General features: G+C 52.0%; 28 protein-coding genes, 2 tRNA genes and 2 rRNA genes. 18 read left to right on the top strand and 14 right to left on the bottom strand.

Features of this window, described 5'->3' with window-relative positions; all coding sequences use genetic code 11:
- From rrf (KNO58_RS13755) to KNO58_RS13740, 4 genes are all read left to right on the top strand, one after another.
- A 5S ribosomal RNA gene (rrf, locus tag KNO58_RS13755) occupies window positions 1–86 on the top strand; the annotation flags it as partial.
- A gap of 114 nt (window positions 87–200) precedes the next feature.
- A 5S ribosomal RNA gene (rrf, locus tag KNO58_RS13750) occupies window positions 201–316 on the top strand.
- Between the two features lie 104 nt (window positions 317–420).
- Entirely contained in the window at window positions 421–1,293 is an 873-nt protein-coding gene (locus tag KNO58_RS13745) for a GNAT family N-acetyltransferase (protein WP_214754810.1), read from the top strand.
- The gene (locus tag KNO58_RS13740; protein WP_214754808.1) at window positions 1,286–2,224 is read left to right on the top strand and encodes a coiled-coil domain-containing protein; all 939 of its coding nucleotides are present in this window, start codon (window positions 1,286–1,288) and stop codon (window positions 2,222–2,224) included. The genes KNO58_RS13745 and KNO58_RS13740 overlap by 8 nt, the downstream gene beginning before the upstream one ends.
- A gap of 9 nt (window positions 2,225–2,233) precedes the next feature.
- Here the strand turns inward: KNO58_RS13740 and KNO58_RS13735 are convergent, their stop codons facing one another.
- Window positions 2,234–2,611: an HIT family protein gene (locus KNO58_RS13735; protein ID WP_214754806.1), complete on the bottom strand. Its 378-nt coding sequence runs from the start codon at window positions 2,609–2,611 to the stop codon at window positions 2,234–2,236.
- Window positions 2,612–2,662: 51 nt separating this feature from the next.
- On the opposite strand from KNO58_RS13735, the gene KNO58_RS13730 reads away from it, so the two are divergent.
- Window positions 2,663–3,295 (top strand): uridine kinase family protein, encoded by a 633-nt coding sequence (locus KNO58_RS13730; RefSeq protein ID WP_214754804.1) that lies wholly within the window; start codon window positions 2,663–2,665, stop codon window positions 3,293–3,295.
- Here KNO58_RS13730 and KNO58_RS13725 read toward each other — a convergent pair.
- Window positions 3,290–4,072, bottom strand: a complete 783-nt coding sequence (locus KNO58_RS13725) for a sporulation protein (protein WP_214754801.1) — start codon at window positions 4,070–4,072, stop codon at window positions 3,290–3,292. The genes KNO58_RS13730 and KNO58_RS13725 overlap by 6 nt on opposite strands.
- Window positions 4,073–4,211: 139 nt before the next feature.
- Here KNO58_RS13725 and KNO58_RS13720 point away from each other — a divergent pair.
- The 7 genes from KNO58_RS13720 to KNO58_RS13690 all read left to right on the top strand — a co-directional run bounded on the left by KNO58_RS13720 (window position 4,212) and on the right by KNO58_RS13690 (window position 7,653).
- A tRNA-Met gene (locus KNO58_RS13720) sits at window positions 4,212–4,288 on the top strand.
- A 25-nt stretch (window positions 4,289–4,313) separates the two neighbouring features.
- Window positions 4,314–4,390 (top strand) — tRNA-Met (locus KNO58_RS13715).
- Between the two features lie 106 nt (window positions 4,391–4,496).
- Complete coding sequence (gene tsaE / locus KNO58_RS13710; RefSeq protein WP_214754799.1) at window positions 4,497–4,946, top strand: tRNA (adenosine(37)-N6)-threonylcarbamoyltransferase complex ATPase subunit type 1 TsaE; 450 nt, start codon at window positions 4,497–4,499, stop codon at window positions 4,944–4,946.
- Complete coding sequence (tsaB, locus tag KNO58_RS13705) at window positions 4,943–5,599, top strand: tRNA (adenosine(37)-N6)-threonylcarbamoyltransferase complex dimerization subunit type 1 TsaB (RefSeq protein WP_214754792.1); 657 nt, start codon at window positions 4,943–4,945, stop codon at window positions 5,597–5,599. Before tsaE ends, tsaB begins: the two co-directional genes overlap by 4 nt.
- Window positions 5,592–6,053, top strand: a complete 462-nt coding sequence (gene rimI, locus KNO58_RS13700) for a ribosomal protein S18-alanine N-acetyltransferase (RefSeq protein WP_214754790.1) — start codon at window positions 5,592–5,594, stop codon at window positions 6,051–6,053. Before tsaB ends, rimI begins: the two co-directional genes overlap by 8 nt.
- A complete protein-coding gene (gene tsaD / locus KNO58_RS13695) occupies window positions 6,050–7,072 on the top strand; it encodes a tRNA (adenosine(37)-N6)-threonylcarbamoyltransferase complex transferase subunit TsaD (protein ID WP_214720077.1) in 1,023 nt (340 codons plus the stop codon). The genes rimI and tsaD overlap by 4 nt, the downstream gene beginning before the upstream one ends.
- A gap of 14 nt (window positions 7,073–7,086) precedes the next feature.
- Window positions 7,087–7,653 carry a hypothetical protein gene (locus tag KNO58_RS13690; RefSeq protein WP_214754788.1) on the top strand — a complete coding sequence of 189 codons (567 nt, stop codon included), beginning with the start codon at window positions 7,087–7,089 and terminating at the stop codon, window positions 7,651–7,653.
- A gap of 47 nt (window positions 7,654–7,700) precedes the next feature.
- Here KNO58_RS13690 and KNO58_RS13685 read toward each other — a convergent pair whose 3' ends face one another.
- On the bottom strand, window positions 7,701–8,684 hold the full coding sequence (locus KNO58_RS13685; RefSeq protein WP_214754786.1) for a zinc-binding dehydrogenase: 984 nt from the start codon (window positions 8,682–8,684) through the stop codon (window positions 7,701–7,703).
- Between the two features lie 115 nt (window positions 8,685–8,799).
- Here KNO58_RS13685 and KNO58_RS13680 point away from each other — a divergent pair, with 115 nt between their 5' ends.
- On the top strand, window positions 8,800–9,663 hold the full coding sequence (locus KNO58_RS13680) for a LysR family transcriptional regulator (RefSeq protein WP_214754784.1): 864 nt from the start codon (window positions 8,800–8,802) through the stop codon (window positions 9,661–9,663).
- Between the two features lie 27 nt (window positions 9,664–9,690).
- Here the strand turns inward: KNO58_RS13680 and KNO58_RS13675 are convergent, their stop codons facing one another.
- From KNO58_RS13675 to KNO58_RS13655, 5 genes are all read right to left on the bottom strand, one after another.
- On the bottom strand, window positions 9,691–10,854 hold the full coding sequence (locus KNO58_RS13675) for an iron-containing alcohol dehydrogenase (protein WP_214754782.1): 1,164 nt from the start codon (window positions 10,852–10,854) through the stop codon (window positions 9,691–9,693).
- Window positions 10,855–10,857: 3 nt separating this feature from the next.
- The gene (locus KNO58_RS13670) at window positions 10,858–11,151 is read right to left on the bottom strand and encodes a putative quinol monooxygenase (RefSeq protein WP_214754780.1); all 294 of its coding nucleotides are present in this window, start codon (window positions 11,149–11,151) and stop codon (window positions 10,858–10,860) included.
- An 84-nt stretch (window positions 11,152–11,235) separates the two neighbouring features.
- A complete protein-coding gene (locus KNO58_RS13665) occupies window positions 11,236–11,898 on the bottom strand; it encodes a type 1 glutamine amidotransferase domain-containing protein (RefSeq protein WP_214754778.1) in 663 nt (220 codons plus the stop codon).
- A gap of 142 nt (window positions 11,899–12,040) precedes the next feature.
- A complete protein-coding gene (locus KNO58_RS13660; RefSeq protein ID WP_214754776.1) occupies window positions 12,041–12,448 on the bottom strand; it encodes a hypothetical protein in 408 nt (135 codons plus the stop codon).
- Window positions 12,445–14,346, bottom strand: a complete 1,902-nt coding sequence (locus tag KNO58_RS13655; protein ID WP_214754774.1) for an ABC-F family ATP-binding cassette domain-containing protein — start codon at window positions 14,344–14,346, stop codon at window positions 12,445–12,447. The genes KNO58_RS13660 and KNO58_RS13655 overlap by 4 nt, the downstream gene beginning before the upstream one ends.
- 149 nt (window positions 14,347–14,495) lie before the next feature.
- Between KNO58_RS13655 and KNO58_RS13650 the strand changes: the two genes are divergently transcribed.
- The 3 genes from KNO58_RS13650 to tatC are packed head-to-tail and all read left to right on the top strand — an operon-like array spanning window position 14,496 to window position 16,161.
- Window positions 14,496–15,152: a redox-sensing transcriptional repressor Rex gene (locus tag KNO58_RS13650; protein WP_029596207.1), complete on the top strand. Its 657-nt coding sequence runs from the start codon at window positions 14,496–14,498 to the stop codon at window positions 15,150–15,152.
- Window positions 15,152–15,370 (top strand): twin-arginine translocase TatA/TatE family subunit, encoded by a 219-nt coding sequence (locus KNO58_RS13645; RefSeq protein ID WP_021065382.1) that lies wholly within the window; start codon window positions 15,152–15,154, stop codon window positions 15,368–15,370. The genes KNO58_RS13650 and KNO58_RS13645 overlap by 1 nt, the downstream gene beginning before the upstream one ends.
- A 2-nt stretch (window positions 15,371–15,372) precedes the next feature.
- Complete coding sequence (tatC, locus tag KNO58_RS13640) at window positions 15,373–16,161, top strand: twin-arginine translocase subunit TatC (protein ID WP_214754772.1); 789 nt, start codon at window positions 15,373–15,375, stop codon at window positions 16,159–16,161.
- 67 nt (window positions 16,162–16,228) lie between these two features.
- Here the strand turns inward: tatC and KNO58_RS13635 are convergent, their stop codons facing one another.
- Genes KNO58_RS13635 through KNO58_RS13620 form a run of 4 tightly spaced genes read right to left on the bottom strand, consistent with a single transcriptional unit; the run spans window position 16,229 to window position 20,204 of the window.
- The gene (locus KNO58_RS13635; protein ID WP_214754770.1) at window positions 16,229–17,053 is read right to left on the bottom strand and encodes an energy-coupling factor transporter transmembrane component T family protein; all 825 of its coding nucleotides are present in this window, start codon (window positions 17,051–17,053) and stop codon (window positions 16,229–16,231) included.
- On the bottom strand, window positions 17,044–18,741 hold the full coding sequence (locus KNO58_RS13630) for an ABC transporter ATP-binding protein (RefSeq protein WP_251026262.1): 1,698 nt from the start codon (window positions 18,739–18,741) through the stop codon (window positions 17,044–17,046). Before KNO58_RS13630 ends, KNO58_RS13635 begins: the two co-directional genes overlap by 10 nt.
- A gap of 58 nt (window positions 18,742–18,799) precedes the next feature.
- Window positions 18,800–19,351 (bottom strand): ECF-type riboflavin transporter substrate-binding protein, encoded by a 552-nt coding sequence (locus KNO58_RS13625; RefSeq protein ID WP_214754766.1) that lies wholly within the window; start codon window positions 19,349–19,351, stop codon window positions 18,800–18,802.
- A gap of 13 nt (window positions 19,352–19,364) precedes the next feature.
- Window positions 19,365–20,204, bottom strand: coding sequence for an SAM hydrolase/SAM-dependent halogenase family protein (locus KNO58_RS13620; protein ID WP_214754764.1), 840 nt, complete (start codon window positions 20,202–20,204; stop codon window positions 19,365–19,367).
- Window positions 20,205–20,654: 450 nt separating this feature from the next.
- Between KNO58_RS13620 and KNO58_RS13615 the strand changes: the two genes are divergently transcribed.
- Window positions 20,655–20,948 (top strand): YesK family protein, encoded by a 294-nt coding sequence (locus KNO58_RS13615; RefSeq protein WP_214754762.1) that lies wholly within the window; start codon window positions 20,655–20,657, stop codon window positions 20,946–20,948.
- Window positions 20,949–21,140: 192 nt separating this feature from the next.
- Window positions 21,141–22,487: an FAD-dependent oxidoreductase gene (locus KNO58_RS13610; protein ID WP_214754760.1), complete on the top strand. Its 1,347-nt coding sequence runs from the start codon at window positions 21,141–21,143 to the stop codon at window positions 22,485–22,487.
- 32 nt (window positions 22,488–22,519) lie between these two features.
- Here the strand turns inward: KNO58_RS13610 and KNO58_RS13605 are convergent, their stop codons facing one another.
- The gene (locus KNO58_RS13605; RefSeq protein WP_058765577.1) at window positions 22,520–22,702 is read right to left on the bottom strand and encodes a PspC domain-containing protein; all 183 of its coding nucleotides are present in this window, start codon (window positions 22,700–22,702) and stop codon (window positions 22,520–22,522) included.
- An 84-nt stretch (window positions 22,703–22,786) separates the two neighbouring features.
- A complete protein-coding gene (locus KNO58_RS13600) occupies window positions 22,787–23,722 on the bottom strand; it encodes an ABC transporter substrate-binding protein (RefSeq protein WP_214754758.1) in 936 nt (311 codons plus the stop codon).
- Window positions 23,723–23,797: the final 75 nt, after the last annotated feature.

The following is a 23,797-nucleotide window of genomic DNA, read 5'->3' as shown; positions in this document are numbered from 1 at the left end:
GTTCCCATGCCGAACACGGAAGTTAAGCGCTTCAGCGCCGAAAGTAGTTGGGGGTCTCCCCCTGTGAGGATAGGACGTTGCCAGGCCAACGCGAAAGACGATCGAGCACCCGCTCGGTCGTCTTTCTTTATGTCATTATTTCAAATAAAATTGCCTAATAGTATTGCCATACTTTATTAAGTATGCTAATATAATAATTGTCTAGTGGCGATAGCGAAGTGGTCACACCCGTTCCCATGCCGAACACGGAAGTTAAGTACTTCAGCGCCGAAAGTAGTTGGGGGTCTCCCCCTGTGAGGATAGGACGTTGCTAGGCCAACGCGAAGGACGATTGAGCAAATGCTCGATCGTCCTTTTTGTCGTTCCCGAAACCTTTATATCTTTCTTTTCGTATAAAAACGTGAAGAGGGGGAAATCATCATGTACATACGTAGAGCTATAGCCTCGGACCAGAGAATGTTCACTGAGGTTTCACGGTCGAGTTTCAAACAAGAGGCAGATCGTCTCCGGTTGCCATACCGAGACTTAAATATTGAGCCACCCGGTTATGATGATGAGGCGATGAGCCTGTACTTGATTGAACAATTGACATGCTATGTCATTGAGCTTGAAGGACAAGTCGTCGGGGGAGCTGTCTTGACGTTGACAGGGCAAGATTACGGACGGATTGACCGAATCTTTATTCATCCATATAGACAAGGTAAAGGGATTGGAAAACGAGCCTTACAGTCAATCGAGAAGCTTCATCCGACTATTCGGATTTGGGAGTTGGAGACATCCACAGCTCAACCCAACAACGTGGCATTTTATCGGGCAGCTGGTTATCAATCCGTCTTCGAATCAGATGAAGAAGTTTGTTTCGTCAAGCGAGTGCAACAACGGACAGATCACCACATGGTATTGCGCTATGAAGAGAGTTCGATTGCAGGTGCTCAAGCGTATGGGGTGGATGCGAGTCGCGTCTCTATCACGAATAGTAATGTCTCAGAGCTTCAGGCAAGCAACTGTAATTTCACGAAAAGTCAATTTCGGAATATCAACTTCAGGGAGACAGAGTTCGATGATTTGAATCTATCCGGTTCTCAGTATCATTTCGTCTCCATGTACGAATCAGGGAGACCCACGACGTTCTTCCATACCAATCTAACGAACGCAATCTTTGAAAACTGTCGGCTCGATGGTGTCCGGATTGAGAACTCATCAATTGATGGCTTAACGATTGACGGAGTGAACGTCAAAAATCTGTTGGAACATCATCGAAAAGAAACTGGAGGAATGAAACGCTATGAGTAATCTCTACCAAACACAGCACGACTTACAACAACAGATGGCCGAACGAGACCGACTCGCCCGTAAACTAAAAACACTCGACAAACAAATTGCCGAACATGAAGCTGTACGCAAGCAACTTCTCAATTCGTTTACGAAAGAACAGCGTGACGTTTACGACTTAGATTCATTCTCGCTCGTCAATGCGTGGCGTAAGCTGAGGGGAACGTTCAACGAACAAAAAACGATTGAGTTGGAAGAGGCGGCCCGGGCCGAATTGAAATTACGGGAACACGAAGCGATGGTGGATGAGTTAGCACTTGAGCGTCGTGACTTACATGAGACATTTGAGACATATAATGGGATCGATGCGGAATGGGAGACGTTCATAAAAGAGAAGGAAACTCATTTGAAGCAAGATTCTACTGTTAGGGAAGAATTATATCGACTCACGGATCAACAGGTGAAAACGACTGAGTTAGTTGTTGAATATAAAGAAGCCATCGTTGCTGGAAATTCAGCACGGACGGCCATCTCCAGAACACTTAAACATCTCGATAGTGCGAAAGGTTGGTCGACGTATGATACGTTCTTTGGAGGTGGCTTGATCGCGACAGCAATGAAACATGACGCCATTGATGCTTCGGAACGGAAGATGCATGAACTTCAAGCTGCGCTTGAGCGCTTCTCACGAGAATTGGCTGATGTGAAAGGCGTCGTCAGTGGCTTACACATTGAACGCGGTTCGCTCATTCAATTCGCGGACTACTTCCTCGATGACATCTTTTCCGAGTGGACGATGCATGGACGAATCAATGATTCGCTCGACAAGGTAAAAGGCCTTGATCGTGAAATCACTAAGCTTATTGAGAAAATGACAAGAGAAGTGGAACGTCTAGAGCAGCAACTTGAAGAAATCGAAACGAAACGACAACAGCTCATCCTCACACGATGAGCTGTTTGGTCATTCTGGTCGTTTCAACCAATGGCGTAACCCTTTCCCCGCATGCGGTCCGTCGGCGTAGCGAGGGATGACGTGTAGGTGAGCATGTGGCACGGTCTGGTTTGATGCTGTTCCGACATTCCAGCCAAGCGTATAACCGTCAGGGCCATACGTCTCCTCGAGGAATGACTTCGCTTCATGAAGCAATGCATATGTATCGTGCCATTCCGAAGGCGTGAGGTCGAACGTCGTCGCGCGATGTTGTTTCGGGACGATGACGCCAGAGCCGACGAGAACGTCCTGCTCACGGTCGTGCATCAAAAAGTAGCATGTCTCATTCTCGGCGACAACCGTCTGGGATGGATCTAGTTGTGGATGACAAAATGGACAAGTTGACATGGACTTGGTACACTTCCTTTCTATATGAAGTGTATCAAAAGGGGGAGCATTATGAATAAATTGATTGATAGGATAGTTTCCCAGGCTGAACGAGAGGAACGCACGATGATCGCCATCTCAGGACACGGGGGTGCTGGGAAGACGATATTCGCAGACGCACTACGCGAGCGCCTCGGAGACGTGAACTACATCAATACCGATCCATATATCACGGACTCGATGTTACGAAAGAGTGCCATGCTCGATTACACGGTCGATGGACAGGAGCATCACTATAAGATGACGGCCTGTCATCCGTCCGCACACCATCTATTATCTCTAGAACGTGACGTCCGCATGGTACGTGAAGGCATCGGTTTCTTCACGATTGACGTCCCATACCTTGAACGAACGTGGATCGATCCGGCAAAACGAATCACCATCATCGAAGGCATGAGCGTCGCGTTTCTCGCTGATGACTGGTGGGACATAACGGTATACCTATATACGGACAGTGACACCGAGTTTGCGCGACGTTCCGTTCGCGATGTCCAACAACGGGGAATGGATCTCACTTATTTAAAGGCATCGCACGACGAGCGCCGACTCCAATATGAGCTGTTCATGCATCCGCAGCGCGAGAAATTCCAAACGGTCGTCTCGACGAGTAATGATGTTTGGACAATTGAAAGCCACCGCTCATGAAGAACGGTGGCTACGTAACGTCTCTTGAATGCCGAGTCCGAGTCGATCTTGCTCGCGCTCGAGTTGTTCCCAGGTGAGTGAACGATGGCGCATCGTGACGTCATTGGCGATTGACTCGAGCGTACGCTGCTTCTCGATATTGTCGAGCCAGTAATAGACGTCGACCCCGTCCTCGTCGACCCGCCAGAACGATTTGACGACTTCGAACTCGTCGGCCCAATCACCAATCGGTTTGAATCCATACTTTTCGACGAACGGATACGGTCGTTCTTCTCCGATCGGGTCGATGACGTTGCGGACGAACATAAGCTCGAGCCCGGCATGTTCGGTCGCCTGTAACAAGCGTTTCAAGGCAGGGAGCGGTTCGACTTCGACTTTTTCGATGACATCGAACCAGACCCGTTTGCCGTCGGTATCCCAAACGGTCGCTTCGACGCTGTATGGTGCTCCGGCTGTTGATGGGGCATACATCGTCAAATCAAACGTGAACGGGATGTGTTCTTCAGCACCCGGTTCGATCTCAGCGGATAGGGCGATTGGGACTTCTTGCAAGTCGGCCTCCCGATTGAACTCATTGCCTTCGAGCGTGATGTCTTTGAACGTCGTCAAAAAGTTAAGCGTCAACTCTTGCAGGCGCACGACATGCGAAGTGGTGTTCAACACCCGCAGCGTCCCATGAACGGTCTCGTTCGGAATGAACGGGACAGTGTGAAAATAGACGGATGCGTCCAGTTCAGAAAAGAACCATTTTTTAAAGCGATTACCCCATTTCGACATGACGGTCGCGCTCCTTTTCTTTTATAAATTGCACTCTTATAAATGTTCCCGATTCCAATTCTGAAAAAACATGAAGAAAAAGGTTGCATTATATAACTACTTCACTTATTATAGAGGATGTCGAAACAATTCAAACCATCGCGGGGTGGAGCAGTCTGGTAGCTCGTCGGGCTCATAACCCGAAGGTCGTCGGTTCAAATCCGGCCCCCGCAACCAATTTTTATTTAATTTCATATGTCGTCGCGGGGTGGAGCAGTCTGGTAGCTCGTCGGGCTCATAACCCGAAGGTCGTTGGTTCAAATCCAGCCCCCGCAACCAATTTTTTAAATGAGATAGCGAAACGATGACGTTTCGTGTTTTTTTTTGCTTAAAATTGAGTGTACAATGAGTACGTATCGCTAGAACCGACTAAAGGAGAAACATCATGTATACATTGATTACCCATTCTGCGGCTGAGACGCAGGCCGTGGCAGAGAAGTTGGCCACACTCGTCCAAGCCGGGACGGTCATAACGTTGAACGGGGACCTCGGTGCCGGTAAAACGACGTTCACTCAGGGCTTTGGTAAAGGCCTCGGTGTCACGCGCAACGTCAACAGCCCGACGTTCACGATCATGAAGCAATATCAAGGGCGCTTGCCGCTCTACCATATGGACGTCTATCGTCTCGAAGATACAGGGGACGATATCGGTCTCGAAGAATACATCAACGGCGATGGTGTCGCCATCGTCGAATGGTCGAACTTGATCGAGTCATCGCTGCCGACGGAACGGCTCGCCATCACAATCGAGCGGATCGGGGACGAGGAACGTCAACTGACGTTCGCGCCTGTCGGCGACGTCTATGATGCACTCGTCAAGGAGGTGCTCGCATGAAGCAACTGATGATTGATACGGCAACGACACGTCTATCTGTCGCCCTCAGCGAACACGGACAGATTCAAGCCGAGGCGACGGTCATGGTCTCGAAAAACCATGCCGTCACGCTCATGCCGATGATTGAACAACTGATGAATGCGGTCAAGTGGACACCGACCGAGCTCGAACGTATCGTCGTGACGACAGGTCCGGGATCTTATACGGGTATCCGCATCGGTGTCACGACCGCGAAGACGCTCGCCTACACGCTTCAACTCCCGCTCGTCGGGGTCTCGGCGCTCCGTCTCATGGCGGCGGCCCCGAATACGGAGCTCCCGGTCGTCGCGCTCATTGACGCCCGTCGTGGCAATGCGTATATCGGTCACTACCAGCAGAACGAGGCCGTGACACCTGACCGTCACGCCTCGGTCGCCACTTGGCTTGAAGCCAACATCACCGGACCGTTCGTCGTCGTCGGTGACGTCGAGCCGTTCCGTGACGAGCTCGCGTCTTACGACTATACCGAAGCACCTGCTGCTCACAGCTATGGACGGGCGAGCGATCTCGTCGTCTTAGGTGACGTCACGAACGATGTCCATGCGTTTGAGCCTGAGTATCTCCGCCTCGCTGAAGCGGAAGCGAAATGGCTCGAGGGACAAAACAATGGCTGACATTCAAATCCGGCGCATGAATTGGCTCGACGTCGAGGAAGTGACCAAAGTCGAAGAGGCGTCGTTCGCCATCCCATGGACGAAAGAAGCGTTCATGAACGAGATGCTCAAGAATGAGCAGGCCGTCTATTTTGTCGCCGTCCATGAACGTCGCGTCGTCGGATTCGTCGGCGTCTGGCAAATCGTGGACGAAGGGCACATCACGAACATTGCCGTCCTACCGGAATATCGTGGGCAAGGCATCGGCAATCTGTTGTTGACGCAACTCGTTGAATTCGCACGTTCGAAGTCACTGGCGGCGCTCACATTAGAAGTGCGCGTCTCGAATATCGGTGCCCAAAAGCTGTATGAACAGTTCGGTTTTGAAAACGCCGGCCGCCGGAAACGGTATTATCAAGATAATAATGAAGACGCCTATATCTACTGGGCGAAGTTAGGAAGTGAATCAGAATGAACACATCGCTCATTCTCGCGATTGAGTCGAGCTGTGATGAGACGTCGGTCGCGCTCGTGCGTGACGGCAAGACGCTCTTATCGAACGTCGTCTCGTCGCAGATTGAAAGTCATAAACGGTTCGGTGGGGTCGTGCCCGAGGTCGCCTCGCGCCACCACGTCGAACGAATCACGTACGTCATCGATGACGCTCTCAGTGAGGCCGGCGTGACGATGCAAGACGTCGACGCGGTCGCGGTCACGCAAGGACCAGGTCTCGTCGGGGCGCTCCTCGTCGGCATCAGTGCGGCCAAAGCGCTCGCGTTCGCCCATAGTAAACCGCTCATCGGCGTCCACCATATAGCCGGGCACATTTACGCGAACGAACTCGTCGAAGAGATGGAGTTTCCACTCGTCTGTCTCGTCGTCTCAGGCGGACATACGGAGCTCGTCTATATGCCGGAGCACGGTGTGTTTGAAGTAATCGGTGAGACGCGTGACGATGCGGCCGGAGAAGCGTACGACAAAGTCGCACGGACGCTCAGCCTGCCTTACCCGGGCGGCCCGGCCATCGACCGTCTCGCGGCTAACGGGGAAGACACATATAAATTCCCACGGGTCCGCCTCGAGGCAGGAAGTTTCGACTTCAGTTTCAGCGGGCTCAAGTCGTCAGTCATCAATGCCGTCCATAACGCCGAACAGCGCGGGGAGACGGTCATCCCTGAAAACTTGGCGGCCAGCTTCCAAGCGAGCGTCGTCGAAGTGCTCGTCGAGAAAGCGATTCGTGCCGTGAACGAAAAAGGCGCGAAACAACTGCTCGTCGCAGGTGGCGTTGCGGCCAACCGTGGACTCCGCGCTGCGCTTCAAGAAGCGACGGACCGCGAAGGCATCCGCCTCGTCATCCCACCACTTGATTTATGCGGAGACAACGCCGGTATGATTGGGGTGGCGGCCCATCACGCGTATGTGCGCGGAAAGCGCGATACACTGGCGATGAATGCGGTTCCTGGGTTATCCTTAGAAGAGAGCATGACAGTCTAGGGGGAAATAGAGACATGACGAAACGCATCATCATTGGAGGTCTGGTCGTACTGCTTGTCGTTGCGACGTTTTTGCAAGTACGAGAGATTATCCGCGCTTATAATATCGCTTATCAAGAAGAAATCGTACCGGAAGCGACACGTGTCCGGTCGCTCACGGGAGCGGAATCAATCGAAGGCATCGGCCGGGTCACCGGTGAGAACACGCTCGTCGAGACGTTGTACGGTTATAAGAGCCTAGACGATCAAGACATCGAGAGTGTCATCGTCGTCGACCGCAACCTCGGCGTCCAACCGAAAGCGAGCGACGCGTATTACGAGATCGCCCCGGGCCGGGAAGTGACCGAAGAGGAAGCGGCCAAGTTCGAGGATATCGTCAATGAGTTTGACGAAGAGCAACTGTTCGCGCAAGTCATCTCGACGCATGAGGCGAAGTATGTGACGAACCGTGAGGAGACGCTCACGTTCTATAAAGTCTTTGTCCGTGACGTCGATACGAACGAGTACGTGTTCTTTATCACTGAAGACGGGCTCAAACTCGACTTCCATACACGCGGGTTCCAACCGCTACGTTACTTCTAAAATAAACCGTCCGGCGCTGAGCGTTGGACGGTTTATTTTGGTATATATTATGCCTTCAAATCGGCAATAATTTTTCCGACGACATGGCGTTCAGAAAGTTCAACTAATTTTTCTGGAATGTCAGCAAACGTGATCGTCTCTTGAATCATCGAAGAAATCTCTTTTGCTTCTAAAAGACGCAACATGTGTGAACCGATGCGGACGATATTTGCTTCGCTAATGCGGTCTTGTTGATGATGGATGGCATTCAGTGCGACCTCATGATACGAGATGACCCGAGTAAAAGGCTTAATGATACCAGGCTCCGGTGCACCGGCAATATGGACGAGATGTCCATTATAAGCGATGACGTGTAATGAAGCGGTAGCCGTCTCACGGCCGACCGGGTCAATGACGGCATTGACGCCGTGCCCATCAGTCAATTCCATGACACGTTGTTGCCAATCTTCTGTGTTGTAGTCGATCGCCTCGTCCGCACCGAGTTGTTTGACCCACTTATGGTTTCTGACAGAAGCGGTCGTGATAACACGTTTGCCAAGCGATTTGGCGAGTTGGATGGCAAATCCGCCTACGCCACCCGCACCAGCGTGGATTAATACTGTATCAATCGCATTCATTGGTAATTTCTCAAAGATGGCCTGATATGCAGTGAATCCGGCGGTTGGAAGTGCGGCCGCTTCTTTTGTCGAGACTCCGTCTGGAATAGGTACGACCATGTGCGCTTTGGCGCGCGTGTACTCGGCGTATCCACCCCATTCATTCCAGTTGCCATGATAAAGGACACGATCACCGATGCGTAGGTCGGTCACATCGTCCGCTACAGCTTTGATGGTACCGGCGACGTCAAGACCAAGGATGTGCGGATAAGACCAGTTCGGATTTCCATTCGTCGCCGTCTTATAATCGACGGGATTCAGCCCGGCATATTCTCCTTCAATCAAGACTTCGCCAGCACGTAACGTCGGGATTTTGACGTCTTCGAGTCGCATCGATTGCCATGTGTTTGGTTCGTGTAAGAGTAGGGCTTTCATGATAAAATCGTCTCTTTCAATAAATATATTTATCAATTAATGTATTAAACATTATTTGTCTTATGATTATTCACCTTTTATACTAAGGATACTACTATTAAAGGGAGTCTAACAGATGATTGATTTTGAATGGTATCGTAGTTTTATCCATGTTTACCAACAGCGCTCTGTGTCCGCAGCCGCACGCGTCCGTTTTTTGACACAACCTGCAGTAAGTCAGCATATCGCGGCACTTGAAGCAGAACTTCAAACGTCGCTATTCACACGTGCCCCGAGACAGATGATCCCGACTGACGCAGGAAAAGAGTTATACACGCAAGTCGTAGGACTCATCGATCGGCTCGAGGAGCTATCGCTCGAAATGCGCTACGTCTCAGGCGAATCGACACGACCGGTCTTGAAGTTCGGGGGACCGACCGAATTTGTTACACATGAGGTCATCCCCATGTTACCGCTCGACGTAGCACAATATATCGCCGATTTTGGGATGGTCGACCAACTCATCAAGCGGCTCGCGGATGGCGAGCTCGATTTCGTCATCGCCACAAAACGGATGGATGAACCAGGAATCCAATACGTCCCGATTGCGGATGAGACATTTTTGCTTGTCGCACCGAGTGATTGGACGGTGCCAACAGACGATTTGAAAGAATGGATGGATCGACAGCCATGGATTAGCTACGGGCTGGAATTGCCAATTATTCGTCGTTATTACCAAACCCAATTCGGTGAGCGCCCTGACATTCGTCCTGAGATGGTCTTACCGAACGTCGACGCGATTTTGACAGCCGTTGAGACAAAAAGCGGCATCAGCGTCTTGCCGAACTATCTGATTCGGCACGCGCTCGAACGTGGGACGATACAAGTCGTCGCCCCGGACCGTTTTGCGACGAACGTCCTCTATTTGGCGCATCGGACCGAGTCAAAACATGACCCAATCATCAATCAAGTCATAAAAGCACTAAAGGATGAAACATAAAGTAGGACCCCTTATGGGCCCTACTTTTTATAATGCGTTTTTTAAGATAGCAACTACGTCTTGCTGATGAAGCGGAACGTACTGACCAATCTGTTCAGCCACCATTGCCCGTTTTGCCATTAATTCGAGATGCGTCTCATCAATCTCATAATCGCTTAGGCGTGACGGGGCACCGATTGATGTCCAGAAGTCTTGTAGCGCTTGAATGGTCTCTTCGACGAGCATGTCATCTGACTTGTCGTTCACTTCAATTCCAAAGACCCGTTCCCCGAGTTGAATAATGCGCTCGGGACGTGTCTTACTGACGTAACGAAGCCATTCCGGGAAGAGGATGGCAAGTCCGCCACCGTGTGGGATATCATAGACGGCAGAGACTGCATGTTCAATCATATGAGTTGCCCAGTCCGTCTTCACCCCCATCGATAACGTACCGTTCAAGGCGAATGTTCCGTTCAACAGCATCGTTTCACGGGCCCCAAAATCATGCAAGTTTTGAACGAGACGAGGTGCAATCTCGATCATTGTACGTAAAATCGACTCACCGAACCGCTCCTGGAGCAGCGCGTTCTCAGAAGCGTGAAAATACTGTTCAAGTACGTGCGACATGATATCGACGATTCCATAGACCGTTTGGTTTGCTGGAACACTTAACGTGTATGTCGGGTCGAGCACGCTGAATTTTGGGTAAGTGAGCGGCGAACCGAAAGAGCGTTTATCTTGGGCCTCCCAGTTCGTGATGACGGCACCACCGTTCATTTCCGATCCGGTCGCTGCAAGTGTCAGCACTGTCCCGATTGGTAACGCATCTTTGACTGGAACTTGTCGTGTCACGATGTCCCACGGATTCCCGTCATATTTTGCACCGGCTGCGATCCCTTTCGCGCAGTCGATGACACTACCTCCACCGACAGCTAGAATTAAATCGATTTCATGTTCATGGACTAAATGAATCCCTTTTTGAACCGTCGTCAGCCGTGGATTCGGTTCGACACCCGAAAGTTCGACGACGTGTGCTCCTAAATCTGACAAGAGAGCGGTCACTTCATCGTAGAGACCGTTTGCTTTAATACTTCCTCCACCATATAAGAGAAGCACGCGGTCCCCGTATTGGGGGATTTCGGTACGGAGCGATTCGAGTTGTCCTTTCCCGAATAACAGTTTGGTCGGATTGTGATATTGAAAACGTTCCATTGGTCATTCAACCTCCTTGATTTCTTCTAAGTATTGAACATCGCGACTAGCAAGAAGGGATGCTGCTTGTTCGCGATACGTTTGATAGTGGGCTGAGGCGATATGTGCATCGAGTGCGGCCTTGTCTGCCCACTGTTCATAAAAGACGAACGCGTCCGGATTGCCTTCGACACGATGTAACGTATACAAGACGCAACCTGCCTCGGCGCGTGATGGGGCGACGACTTGGCGTAAATGTGTCTCGAGCGCAGACCCGAGACCGGGTTTCGCTTGAATCTGAGCTAAAATGATGATCATTTTGGTTCCTCCTAGGACATAAAACCCGCCTGTTCGAACAGGCGGGTCATCTTCTTTCATCGATTGGCAACGAGAAAGAATGGATTAGTTTAATGTGCTGATAACGGCTTTTGCGACAGCGACTGTCGATTGTGGGTTTTGCCCTGTCACCAAGTTACCGTCGACTTGAACGTTCTCTGTGAAGTTGTCAGCAAGTACGATGTTCGCACCGAGCTCACGAAGACGTGTTTCGAGCATGAACGGCATGTATACATCTAGTCCCGTCGCACGCTCTTCTTCGTCCGTGAACGTCGCGATCGTTTTTCCGTTGACGAGCGGTGTACCGTCCGATAGTGTCGCATTGACGAGTCCAGCTGGTCCGTGGCAGACTGCTGCGACCGTTTTGTTTGCTTCAAACAACGTACGGAGCGCATGGTTCAAAGCATCGCTATGTGGGAGGTCGAACATCGTCCCATGTCCACCTGGCAAGAAGATGGCATCGAACGAGCTGAAGTCTGTGATTGTTTTCAAGTCAATCGTATCTTTGAGAAGCGGTGCCGTTGCTTGAATCGCTTCCGGTACCTCACCTTCTAAGCTACGTGCATCAATTGGTGCTTCGCCACCGTTCGGACTCGCGACTGTGATGGTATACCCAGCTTCTTTAAATTCGACATATGCTTCCCCGAATTCAGATAACCAAAGACCTGTCGCATGACCTTCCTTCATTTCATTGGCGTTCGTGACGACCATTAAGACGTGTTTACTCATTGTGAGTTCCTCCTTTAAATTTAACCTGTTGTGCTGCACGAGATTAGAATAACGTGCATCCGAACGAAAAACAAATTAATAAATAAGAGAATATCGATAAATAAATTTATAGAAAAAACATCACCTGATGAGTCAGGTGATGTCAGTGGTTCTTAATCCGATATGTTTCGCGATGCCATGTGTTAATACGGCTCACGATGAAGACGACCAAGGCGAGCACCCACATGAGGAGCGTCGACTGATAGAAGTGTCCCCACACCGAGCCTGGGGTGTAAAAGCTGTGCACGGTCACATCGACCGGCCAGACGACGAGGCGGATGAACAGCGTGCTCATGAGCAGGCCGCTCAACAAGCTGATGACAATCCCGCTCCACGTCTGGATGATGAAGCCGATGACGACCGGCAAGAAATAAAACAGGAACGACGGGACGACCGTCGGCTCCCCGCGAATCAGTTCGGATACGAATTCCGTCCCCGTCGGCACGATATAGGCGAGACCGGTCAGGAAAGCGTGCATCCATTCGATTCGCATCGCACGGAATCGCATCATGAATGGAGCTCCTCCCATTCTGCGTACAGTGCCGTGATTGATTCTTTCGTCGCGTCGGACTCGGTCGAAAGTTCTTGAGCCCGGGCGAAGTCGTTGAAGACGTCCGGTTCACACAACAGCTGCTCGATTTCCTCGAGACGCGCCTCGTGTTGTTCGATGGTGAGCTCGATTTCTTCGATTCGTTGTTTCATCCGGCGTTCCTCGCGTTGCTGTTCCTTGTCGGCGCGCTGCTTCTTGACGATGACTTGTTTCGTCTCTTCGCGGGCGAGTCGGGCCAGGTCTTCGAGTTCTTCTTTCTTCTCGACGTAATATGAATAATCGCCGAGATACTCGTCGATGCCGTTTGGCGTGATTTCTAAGACGCGCGTCGCGAGCCGGTCGATGAAGTAGCGGTCGTGCGACACGAATAGGATTGTGCCCGGATAGTCGACGAGGGCGTTCTCGAGAATCATCTTCGAGTCGAGATCCAAGTGGTTCGTCGGCTCATCCAAGATGAGCAAGTTCGGTTGCTCGAGCTTTAGTTTCGCGAGCGTCAAGCGGGCCCGTTCCCCACCCGACAATTCATGGACACGTTTCATGACGTCGTCACCGCTGAACAGGAACTGTCCAAGCAGGCTCCGCACTTCTTGTTCGCGCATGAGCGGCCAGTCGTTCCAAATCTCGTCGATGACACGGTTGGCGTCCGACAAGTTTTGTTGTTCCTGGTCGTAGTAGCCGATTTCGACGCCGGTGCCGTAGCGGATGTCACCGGTAAGGGGCGGCTGTTGTTTCGTCAACACTTTCAGGAGCGTTGATTTGCCGACTCCGTTCGGGCCGACGAGGGCGACCGATTCGCCGCGCTGCAATTGGAAGCGGAGCTGTTGGGCGATCGGTTCTTCATAGCCGATGGCAAGATCGCTCGCACTCAATACGTCGTTCCCGCTTTGACGTTTGATTGAGAACGAGAGGACGGCACTGCGCTCATCACCGTCCGGCGCTTCCATCCGGTCGACTTTCTCGAGACGTTTGCGGACGCTCTGGGCCCGCTTCGTCGTCGTCGCCCGGGCGATGTTACGCTGGATGAAGTCCTGCATCTTGGCGATCTCTTCTTGTTGCGACTCGAACTGCTTCTTCTCTTGCTCGTAAATGGCAGCCTTCTGTTCAAGGTACTTCGTGTAGTTGCCGACGAAGCGACGGCTGCGGTGGCGGGACAGCTCATAGACGACCGATACGACGCGGTCGAGGAAGTAGCGGTCGTGGGAGACGATGAGGACGGCGCCTTTATAGCCGCTCAAATACTTCTCGAGCCAGCCGAGTGTCTCGATGTCCAAGTGGTTCGTCGGCTCATCCAAGATGAGCAGGTCTGGACTTTGGAGCAGCATCTTGGCGAGAGCGAGACGTGTCCGCTGTCCGCCGGAGAGCGTATCGATGCGGCGTTCGAAGTCGTCCGGATAGAACCGCATTCCGTGAAGGACAGAGCGGATCGTCGCCTCATATTGATAGCCGCCACGGTCTTTGAACGTATGCTGTTCTTCATCGTAAGACGACAAGAGGCGCTCATAGGCGGCCGGGTCGTTTAAGATGCGCTCAGAACCCATGTCTTGCTCCATACGGCGCAGCGTCTTCTCTTGTTCGATTAAATCGGTGAAGACGGTGAGCATTTCGTTCCACATCGTCTCGTTCGACTCTAACCCTGAGTCTTGGGCGAGATAGCCGATGGTGACATCTTTCGGCTTCATGATGTCGCCCGAGTCGTAGTTGTATTCCCCGGCGATGACTTTGAGCAATGTCGACTTGCCGGCACCGTTGCGGCCGACAAGGGCGACGCGTTCGCCTTCTTGAATTTCGAGTTTGACGTTCTCTAAAATCGGCTCGACGCCGAATGATTTCGATAAGTTATTGACTTGCAGTAGGATCAAGTGAAAAAACCCCTTTCTCTCTATTTAGTATACTTTATTTCTTCCCCATTTCAGGTATATTCATTGAGTGGTCATGTGAATTCGTTTACAATCAAGGTGTATGAAATTAGATTCGTTTGAAACGCGTCGTAAAAAGGAGGCTCTTTCCGTTGAGTCAAAACGAACCAAAGATTCCGCAAGCGACAGCCAAACGGTTGCCACTATACTATCGGTTTATCCAAAGCCTACATTCATCAGGAAAACAGCGTGTCTCTTCTGCTGAACTGAGCGAGGCGGTCAAGGTCGATTCGGCCACGATCCGTCGCGATTTTTCGTACTTCGGTGCGCTCGGGAAAAAGGGATATGGCTATAACGTACAGTATCTGTTAGACTTTTTCCGTAAGACACTGAATCAGGACGAGATTACGAACGTCGCCTTAGTCGGGGTTGGTCATCTTGGGACAGCTTTCGTCAACTATAACTTCCTTAAAAACAATAACACACATATCGTCGTCGGGTTCGACGCAGACGAGACAAAAGTCGGCACGACGATGTCCGGTGTCCCGATTCATCACGTCGATGAGATGGAACAGATCATGAAACAGAACAAGATTGACGTCGCCATTCTCACGGTGCCGTCTGCCTATGCGCAACCGGTCGCGGACGACTTGGTCCGCTTCGGTATTAAAGGCATCTTGAACTTCACACCGGCCAGACTTACTGTGCCGGACACGGTCCGCGTCCATCACATCGACTTGTCGATCGAACTCCAGTCGCTCATTTACTTTATGCAACACTATCCATCTGCTGAGGGGGTCCATCAATAATGGAATTACTATCATCGTTGCTCGTCGTCGGTATTCCTGGGGGAGCAAGTATCTTCATTATCGCCATCGTCGCGCTCATCATCTTCGGGCCGAAGAAATTGCCTGAATTCGGACGCGCCGCTGGTCAAACGCTCCGAGAGTTCAAAAATGCCACGAACGGCATGATGAACGAACATGATGAGAAAGATAAGAAAGAACTTGAGAAGAAAGAGCAGTAATCATGAATCATCAACCTGATCAAGAACGGGCACTGTCCGATCACTTGACAGAGCTGCGGAGACGACTGATGCTGTCGGCATTTGTCGTCTTTGCTTTCTTTCTCATCGCTTTGCCGAGTGTCAAATATGTGCTCGCCTATCTGCAGGCGGACCTCGTCGAACGAGGGCTCGAGCTGAACGCCTTTGGGGTCGCGGACCCGCTCATGATTTACTTGAACTTGGCGCTCGTCATCGGGCTCGTCGCGTCCGGTCCGTTTCTACTGTATCAACTGTGGGCGTTCGTCGCACCTGGTCTGCACCCGAACGAGCGGAAAGCGACGCTCGCGTATATCCCAATCATCTTCATCTTGTTCCTGATTGGTCTCGCATTCGCCTACTATTGGTTGTTCCCGCTCGTCCTCGATATTTCGACGGACCTCGGGCAAGACCTCGGTCTGACGCAAATCATCGGGGCGTCGAACTACTTCACGTTCTTGCTGCAACTGACCATCCCGTTCGGATTGTTGTTCCAGTTGCCGGTCGTGACGATGTTCTTGACGCGCATCGGTGTCGTGACACCGTACTTCCTCTCAAAAATCCGGAAGTACGCCTACTTCGCCTTGTTCGTCGTCGCCGCGTTCATCACGCCGCCGGATTTGACGTCGCACCTCATGGTGTCACTGCCGCTCTTCTTCTTGTATGAGATCAGTTTATCGATTTCACGCATCACGTATCGGGGCGTGCTCCGTCGTGAGAAAGAGGCGATGGTGAAAGAGCAAGTCGATTTGATGAAACAAATGAATGAGAAGTAAGCGGGGCGACCTCGCATACACAAGAAGGCACGGATCTCCCGATACAGGGCGACCGTGCCTTTTTCGATTAAAATGGATTATAAAAACGGCTGCCATCATAAAATGTCACACTGAACGAGAAAATCGTCAGCAACAAGACAAGGCCGATTGCCAAGTAATCGGCACGCGTCATCGGGCGCTGATTGTACCAGGTCCGTTTCCGCTCGGCGCCGAAGCCACGCAAGTCCATGGCGTTACTGACCGTCTCGATTCGCTCGAGACTCGTGAACAGTAGCGGGAGCAGGATATTCAAGCTATGCTTCGCTCGTTTCAAAAGTGGACCGTGGGTGACGGTGACGCCGCGCGCTTCTTGTGCGTCCGCGATGGTGCGAAAATCTTGTTGGACGTCCGGAATATAACGCAACGCGAGCGAGACCGCGAACGCCACTTTATACGGTACGCCGATTCGATTCAACGATGACGCGAACTCGGTCGGATGGGTCGTCACGAGAAACAAGACGGCGACCGGCACGATGACACTGTATTTCAAGATGAGATTGAACAAATAAAACAGTTGCTCTGCCGTCAACGTGAAACGGCCGATGCCTTCCCACAGGACGTGACGTGTCCCATATATGACCACACCTTGCTCGGGTTCGAACAGATAGACGGCAAAGGCGTTAATCAGGACGAACAAGGCGGTGAACACGAGAACGAATCGGACTTCGCGAAACCGGATGCGAGACACGAGGAACAGTCCGATGCTCGCGAGCCCTAACAGAAGCAGGACGCGCGTATCGTACGTGAACATCGTTGCCGTCGTCCACAAAAGAAAACCGATGAGTTTGGTCGTCCCTGTCAGACGATGGACGGGTGAAGGTCTCTCGATATAACCAAGCATTTCTACTCCCATTGCGAGCGCTCCTTTCGTTCGGCTTGAATCACCGAATGAAGGAACGGCTGGACCTCGATGTCGAGATGCTGCGCCACGGTGAAGAGGGACGTTTGTTTGAGATGGGCATGACGCAACAACGACTCTTGGGCGAAGAGGGCAAACGGCTCGCCCGCATAACGAATCCGGCCGGCCTGAAGCAAGCAGACTTGGTCGCTATACTCGAGAACGAGATGCATATCGTGTGTGATGATGAGCAAGGTCATCCCGTCCTGTTTTAAGCGCTCTAAAAAGTCCATCATCTCGGAGTAATGCCGATAATCCTGTCCCGCCGTCGGTTCGTCGAGAATCAATACGTCAGGTTGGCGGACGAGAATCGAAGCGATGGTCACACGCTTCTTCTGACCGAAGCTCAGCGCTTGAATCGGCCAATTGCGAAACGGATATAACCCGCAACGTCGAAGCGTCTCCTCGAGCCGGCGCTCTTCTTCGTCCGCATCTAACGCGAGTGCCTGCATCCCGTACCGGACTTCTTCGCGTACGGTCTGTTTCGAAATCATATGATTTGGATTTTGCAGGACGAACCCGATTCGTGTGGCCCGCTCGGCGATCGACTGTTTCGTCACGTCTGTCCCGTTCAAACGAATCTGTCCGCTCGTGACTCGTTGATATCCGCTCAATACTTTGGCGAGCGTCGACTTGCCGGCGCCATTTTGGCCGACAAGTGTCGTCAACGTACCGATCTCACAGCGCATCGATACCTCTTCTAATACGGTCTCGTCTGTCTGATAGCGGAAGCTGACGTGATCGAGTTCGAGTGAAGGAGACGCCTCAGAAGGGACGGGTAGCGTCTGAGTGGTCAGTCTTGATACGATCGGTTGCCGCTCGAACCGGTCCAGAAAGGCTTCTGGCTGGCTCGGTTTGTCGTCTGGCCGGATTGATATGTCTGCCCAACGTGCCGCACTCAAATAGAGCGGTTCCCGTAAAAAGGCACGGGTGAGGCTACCGTCGCTCAACACGTCGTCGGGATGCCCATCGGCGACAATCTCACCGTCGACGACGACGATCATTCGATCGAATGGGACGGACAACACATCTTCGATTCGGTGTTCGACGACGACAAGTGTCCGTTTCGTCTCACGTTGTAAGCGATCCAACAGTGCCATCGCCTCGCTTCCGGCGAGCGGGTCGAGATTGGCAAGTGGCTCATCAAACAACAAGATATTGGCATCTTCGACGAGAACACCCCCTAAGGCGGCCCGTTGTCGTTGCCCGCCGGATAAATCGTTCAGTCGATGGGTGAGCAGGTGGGCGACGTCGGTCAGACGGGCGACACGTTCGACGGTGTCGTGCATCTCAGGACGAGCGATTTGTTTGTTTTCTAAGGCGAACGCGATATCTTCACCGACAGACAAGCCGATGAATTGGGTGTCTGGGTCTTGCAGGACGGTTCCAATCAACGCGGAACGGTCAAAGAGGGAGAGCGTCCGCGCGTCGATGCCGTTGATGAGCACGTCTCCTTCCCACGTCCCAGGGTAGGAGAACGGGATGAGGCCGTTGATGCATTGGGCGAGTGTACTCTTGCCCGATCCCGATGGTCCGACGATCAAGACGCGCTCTCCTTCTTCGATCGTCAAATTGATGTCGCGCAGTGTCGGTTCGGATTGACTGCGATACGTAAATGAAAAACGGTTGAACTGAATGGTCATGTCGAGCCCTCCAAGCAAAAGGAGCTGACCATGATTCATATCATGGCAGCTCGTTTAATCATGCTTCTCGTTTGAGACTTCCTGCTTTACTACGTGTGTTGGCATAAGCGACGAGGAGCAACGTGCCAATCACTCCGACCGTCAAAATGTTCGACGTGGCCGCAACCGCGCCTTGGACGAATACTTTGTTCGCCGGCTCCGCATAAATCAAAATATCAAGGACCGGTGCGATTAAAATCCAACCGATCGCTTGCACGATGGCCTGCGTCGCGTTAAAGAGCAAGATGCCTTTCGTCGTGAGGCCGCCTGCCTCGATATTGATGCGACGCGCCACGAGTCCAATCCCGAATCCGACGAAGCCGGAGACGATGACCCAGCTCCACCAAGGTGAGCCATAAAGAATTGCGTCTTTTAAGGCATGTCCAATCAATCCAATCAAGCCAGCCGTGACAGGTCCGAATAAGATGGCCATAAAGGCTAGAAAAGCGTAAGACGTTTCAATCGATGTGTTCGGTACACCGGTCGGGATGGCCGCGAATCGGCTTAAGATGATAAAGACGGCTGCGCCGACGCCGGTCGCCACGATTTGTTTCGTTGTAAATGTGTTCATGAAATATTCCTCCTTATTTGGTTTTCAGACAAATTCGCCAGTCGTTACCGATGCCGATTTCGTATGCATGCGCGAATGAGCCTTGGTTGAGGGCGATGGCGACTTGATCGAGCGAGTTGATATAGACGACACCCGAACCGATTGGGACATCGGCGAACGACCGGCCGAACAGCAGAGACTGCTCGTAGATGGTGCGGCCGCGATGGTCGACCGTGACAGTCACACGGCTACCGATGTCGATGCCGGCTTCCCGGACGAGGGAGACGGGAATGTTCGTCCATACATTTCCGAAACGAATGTCGAGAATCTCAACGATACCGATGGTGTGGTCGCCTTGGCGTTGTGCCGGTGTCCGGTCGAGCAGAACAATCTCCTCAAGTGGAAGCAGCGGACCGACATCCTCAAACGTGATGGCGTGGCTCGAGAGACGCGCCCCGGTAAACGCGAAGATGTCTCGGCCGTGGAACGTGTACGACTCGCCCATGTGCGGCAGGCGGTGTTTGTGATCATCCAATTGACGCACTTCGGCAATCAATCCGGCTTGGCATAGGTGTGTCAACGTCCCGTTATCCGGGGTGATGACATATTGGTTGGCATGCGTGCGTGCGACGACGCTCTTTCGGTTCGATCCGACGCCAGGGTCGACGACCGACACGAATACGGTCTGTCCCGTCCAATAGGGTACGGTTTGGACGAGCCGATACGAGGCTTCCCAAATGTGGAACGGTGGGATGTCGTGCGTCAAATCAAAAATACGAATGCTAGGATTAATGCTATGGGCTACGCCGTACATCGCACTGACCGCCCCATCACTCACACCAAAATCAGATTGCAACACCAATGCTTCTGTCATCTTCGTCTCCTCCTTCCGGACATGCGCCCACAAAAAAGACACCACGCCCTAATTGCTCAGGACGTGATGTCTGATCACGTGGTACCACCTTCGTTCATGGTCTGACTCGCATCAAACCACCTCAAGGAGTGCAAGACTCCATGGAATGCTAACGGTATCCTTCATACCGGTCGCTTCTACTGACGAGCGATTGCCCGCGTTCTGTCGACTGCTCCAGGACCATCTTCAAGTGGGAGATTCGCTTCATTTCCAGCATCAGAAGCTCTCTATACAATCTCGGTCACTATCTCTTCCTATCCGCGCATGCTATACAATTAGTCTGAAAATTTAAACTAATCTTACAACCAGTTGAAGTAGGATGCAAGCGTTTTTTATTTTTGCGACAAGTGACGTGCTAAACTAGAACTGACAAGGATATTCAGCATCATATCGGATAAAGGAGGAGAAGCGATGGCTTGGGAGTACTACGGGGACGCGCTCATTATCGTCGGTGCGATGACGACGATGTTACTGATTGCCGGACTGAACTTTTTAAAATCGCGGTTCAGGCGAAGACTCGTCTTTTCGTTGACGCTGGTCGTGATGGGGTACGTGGTGTTCCTCATCGGCCTCGTCTTCGTCCGCGGTTGGGACGGGATGGGGTGGAGTTTGATTGGCTTTAGTCTGTACGTGATTGGTCTCCTTACCTATATCAGTGTCGTCACTTACCATTGGTTTAAAGCAAGACGCACGACACATTCATGAACCAACCGCTTCCGTTATGGAGCGGTTTTTTTGTCGTCACACGAGCCGTTCAAACTTTAGACAAAATTACGTGAAAAAGTGAGCAAATGGATTGTCAAACCTTCTTGTGAAATAGTACACTAAGTTCAGAAAGTAAATGTGATATTTATCACAAACACTAACTTGCCTAACACTCAAAGGAGAGACAACCATATGAAAATCGCAGTCATCGGATGTACACACGCAGGGACAGCAGCTGTCAAAGGATTACTCGCCAAGCACGACAATCTCGATATCACGGTCTATGAGCGCAATGACAACGTCAGCTTCCTCTCGTGTGGGATTGCCCTTCACGTCGGCGGTGTCGTCAAACGCGCAGAAGAATTGTTCTACTCGTCACCGACCGAGCTCGAAGAACTCGGTGCAACGATGCGCATGAAGCATGACGTGTTGAACATCGATACGGAAGCGAAGACGGTCCATGCGAAAAACCTCGAGACAGGGGAAGACGTGTATGACACGTTCGACCGTTTGATTGTCACGACTGGTTCATGGCCGATTGTCCCGACGCTTCCGGGCATCGAGATGACTGGGATTGAGCTCTGCAAAAACTATGGCCACGCCCAGCGCATTATCGAGCGTGCGAAAGATGCGACGAACATCGCCGTCATCGGTGCCGGTTACATCGGCGTCGAGCTCGTCGAAGCGTTCGAAGTGTACGGCAAACACGTCACGTTCATCGATAGCGCCGACCGCATCTTGAACAAGTACCTCGACAAATCGTTCACGGATCAACTCGAAGCGGACATGACGTCACGAGGGATCGACCTCGAGCTCGGCCAGACGGTCGAAGCGTTCCGTGGTACAGATGGGAACGTCACGCACGTCGTGACCGATAAAGGTGAGTTCGAGGCCGACCTCGTCATTCTCTGTGTCGGTTTCCGCCCAAACACGGGACTTCTTCAAGGCCAAGTCGACATGCTCGGAAACTGCGCCATCATCGTCGACGAATATATGCGCACGAGCAACCCGGACGTCTTCGCGGCTGGTGACAGCTGTGCCGTCTATTACAACCCGGCGCGCACACATGCCTATATCCCGCTCGCGACGAACGCCGTCCGCATGGGAACGCTCGTCGCTGAGAACTTGATTGCACCGCGTGTCCGTTATCAAGGGACGCAAGGAACGTCAGGTCTTCGCCTCTACGATTGGAACATCGCCTCGTCAGGTCTCACGGAAGAAGCGGCCGGAATGTTCGGTCTTGACGTCGAGAGCGTCGTGATCGAGGATGCGTACCGTCCGGAGTTCATGCCGACTGCTGAACCGGTTCAGTTCAAACTCGTCTATGAAGTCGGCACGCATCGCGTCGTCGGTGGACAAGTCCTCTCAAAAGCGGACATGACGCAAGCGGTCAACACGTTGTCGCTCGCCATCCAAAACGAGATGACGGTCGAAGAACTCGCCTATGTCGACTTCTTCTTCCAACCGCACTACAACAAGCCATGGCACTTCATCAACAGTGGGGCGCTCGCGGCGATGAAAGATAAAGTCAACGCATAAAAAAACTCGGGAGCCGCGGCTTCCGAGTTTTTTTATAGATAGCGTGGAGCGTCCTTCATCGAGTTGGCGAGAATCATGTAGATGAGGACGTTCCCCGGTACGATTAAAAAGAGTAGACGTACACCGAGCGGGGACAGGTCGAAGTACTCGGCGATGCCTCCACAGACACCGGAGAGTGAGCGGTTCGTGGCAGATTTTCGAAGCGGACGTTGCATGAGCGTGGCTCCTATCTCAACTATGATATGAAAATTTTACCATATGACGACAATAAAAAGCGCGCCGATTTGGCGCGCTTTCGCTTATTTCAAGATGGTGACGAGTTCGTCGAGCACTTCGTTGGCTGACAAGACGCCGCCTGATGTGTTCCACGTGTCGTCGCTCACTTCGGTCACTTCGCCTGCCTTGACGGCGGCGAGGTCTTTCCAAAGCTGGTTCGACTGCCACTCTTCGGCTGTCTTCGATCCATCTGCTCCACCGTATGTGAAGTAGACGATATGGTCGCCGTCCATCTCTGGGATGCGTTCCATCGTGATTTCTTCAGCGAATTCGGTACGGTCTTGTGACGCCGGGCGTTTGATGCCGACATCGCCTAAGATGACGCCTGAGAAGCTGTCCGTGAAGTAGATACGAGACGCACCAGGAAGGAAACGTACGACCGAAAGCTCTTTGTTCACGGCGTCGCCGAGCTCGGCTTTCGTGTCTTCGACGTGCTGCTCGTAATCAGCCAAGACGTCGTTCCCTTTGTCTTCAAGGTTGAGGGCGTTCGCATAGAGTGTGAAGTTTTCTTGCCAGTCGCCTTTGAGCGTCTCCGACATGACCGTCGGTGCGATGGCGTTCAACTTGTCATAGATGTTCTCTTGGCGGAGCTTCGTCCCGATGATGAGATCCGGCTCAAGTTTCGCGATTGCCTCGAGGTTGACCTCGCTCTCCGTACCGACTTCAGTCACATCTGTCATCTCTGACTCGATGTGTGGGTACCACGGGTCACCGTTCCATGACTTGACGGCACCGACTTGTTTGACGCCTAGGGCGATGAGCGCTTCGGTCCCTTCGTTCGTCAAGACGACGACACGTTTTGGTTCGACCGGTACTTCAGCCGTGCCCATGGCGTGCTCGACCGTCCGCGTCTCTGTTTCTGCTGACTCGTTCGAGTTGCTCGTCTCGTCCGACCCGCCGCAAGCAGCGAGGACGACCGTGAGGCAGAGCGTGAGTAGTGCTAACACAAACTTTTTCATATGTATAAAGTCTCCTCTGATTTGTAAGATTTCCTCCCTGACTATAAATGATAATGATTCTCACTGTCAACCCCT

Source organism: Exiguobacterium sp. J17977, assembly GCF_018616375.1.
GTDB classification, from domain to species: Bacteria; Bacillota; Bacilli; order Exiguobacteriales; family Exiguobacteriaceae; genus Exiguobacterium; species Exiguobacterium mexicanum.
Note: the sequence above shows the minus strand (reverse complement) of the source record. Positions and strands in the feature narration are given on the sequence as shown.

Excerpts from the sequence above, each read along its gene's own strand:
- KNO58_RS13745 (WP_214754810.1), top strand. The coding sequence starts at position 421 with ATGTACATACGTAGAGCTATAGCCTCGGACCAGAGAATGTTCACTGAG.
- KNO58_RS13740 (WP_214754808.1), top strand. The coding sequence starts at position 1,286 with ATGAGTAATCTCTACCAAACACAGCACGACTTACAACAACAGATGGCC.
- KNO58_RS13735 (WP_214754806.1), bottom strand. The coding sequence starts at position 2,611 with ATGTCAACTTGTCCATTTTGTCATCCACAACTAGATCCATCCCAGACG.
- KNO58_RS13730 (WP_214754804.1), top strand. The coding sequence starts at position 2,663 with ATGAATAAATTGATTGATAGGATAGTTTCCCAGGCTGAACGAGAGGAA.
- KNO58_RS13725 (WP_214754801.1), bottom strand. The coding sequence starts at position 4,072 with ATGTCGAAATGGGGTAATCGCTTTAAAAAATGGTTCTTTTCTGAACTG.
- tsaE (WP_214754799.1), top strand. The coding sequence starts at position 4,497 with ATGTATACATTGATTACCCATTCTGCGGCTGAGACGCAGGCCGTGGCA.
- tsaB (WP_214754792.1), top strand. The coding sequence starts at position 4,943 with ATGAAGCAACTGATGATTGATACGGCAACGACACGTCTATCTGTCGCC.
- rimI (WP_214754790.1), top strand. The coding sequence starts at position 5,592 with ATGGCTGACATTCAAATCCGGCGCATGAATTGGCTCGACGTCGAGGAA.
- tsaD (WP_214720077.1), top strand. The coding sequence starts at position 6,050 with ATGAACACATCGCTCATTCTCGCGATTGAGTCGAGCTGTGATGAGACG.
- KNO58_RS13690 (WP_214754788.1), top strand. The coding sequence starts at position 7,087 with ATGACGAAACGCATCATCATTGGAGGTCTGGTCGTACTGCTTGTCGTT.
- KNO58_RS13685 (WP_214754786.1), bottom strand. The coding sequence starts at position 8,684 with ATGAAAGCCCTACTCTTACACGAACCAAACACATGGCAATCGATGCGA.
- KNO58_RS13680 (WP_214754784.1), top strand. The coding sequence starts at position 8,800 with ATGATTGATTTTGAATGGTATCGTAGTTTTATCCATGTTTACCAACAG.
- KNO58_RS13675 (WP_214754782.1), bottom strand. The coding sequence starts at position 10,854 with ATGGAACGTTTTCAATATCACAATCCGACCAAACTGTTATTCGGGAAA.
- KNO58_RS13670 (WP_214754780.1), bottom strand. The coding sequence starts at position 11,151 with ATGATCATCATTTTAGCTCAGATTCAAGCGAAACCCGGTCTCGGGTCT.
- KNO58_RS13665 (WP_214754778.1), bottom strand. The coding sequence starts at position 11,898 with ATGAGTAAACACGTCTTAATGGTCGTCACGAACGCCAATGAAATGAAG.
- KNO58_RS13660 (WP_214754776.1), bottom strand. The coding sequence starts at position 12,448 with ATGATGCGATTCCGTGCGATGCGAATCGAATGGATGCACGCTTTCCTG.
- KNO58_RS13645 (WP_021065382.1), top strand. The coding sequence starts at position 15,152 with ATGGAATTACTATCATCGTTGCTCGTCGTCGGTATTCCTGGGGGAGCA.
- tatC (WP_214754772.1), top strand. The coding sequence starts at position 15,373 with ATGAATCATCAACCTGATCAAGAACGGGCACTGTCCGATCACTTGACA.
- KNO58_RS13635 (WP_214754770.1), bottom strand. The coding sequence starts at position 17,053 with ATGGGAGTAGAAATGCTTGGTTATATCGAGAGACCTTCACCCGTCCAT.
- KNO58_RS13630 (WP_251026262.1), bottom strand. The coding sequence starts at position 18,741 with ATGACCATTCAGTTCAACCGTTTTTCATTTACGTATCGCAGTCAATCC.
- KNO58_RS13625 (WP_214754766.1), bottom strand. The coding sequence starts at position 19,351 with ATGAACACATTTACAACGAAACAAATCGTGGCGACCGGCGTCGGCGCA.
- KNO58_RS13620 (WP_214754764.1), bottom strand. The coding sequence starts at position 20,204 with ATGACAGAAGCATTGGTGTTGCAATCTGATTTTGGTGTGAGTGATGGG.
- KNO58_RS13615 (WP_214754762.1), top strand. The coding sequence starts at position 20,655 with ATGGCTTGGGAGTACTACGGGGACGCGCTCATTATCGTCGGTGCGATG.
- KNO58_RS13610 (WP_214754760.1), top strand. The coding sequence starts at position 21,141 with ATGAAAATCGCAGTCATCGGATGTACACACGCAGGGACAGCAGCTGTC.
- KNO58_RS13605 (WP_058765577.1), bottom strand. The coding sequence starts at position 22,702 with ATGCAACGTCCGCTTCGAAAATCTGCCACGAACCGCTCACTCTCCGGT.
- KNO58_RS13600 (WP_214754758.1), bottom strand. The coding sequence starts at position 23,722 with ATGAAAAAGTTTGTGTTAGCACTACTCACGCTCTGCCTCACGGTCGTC.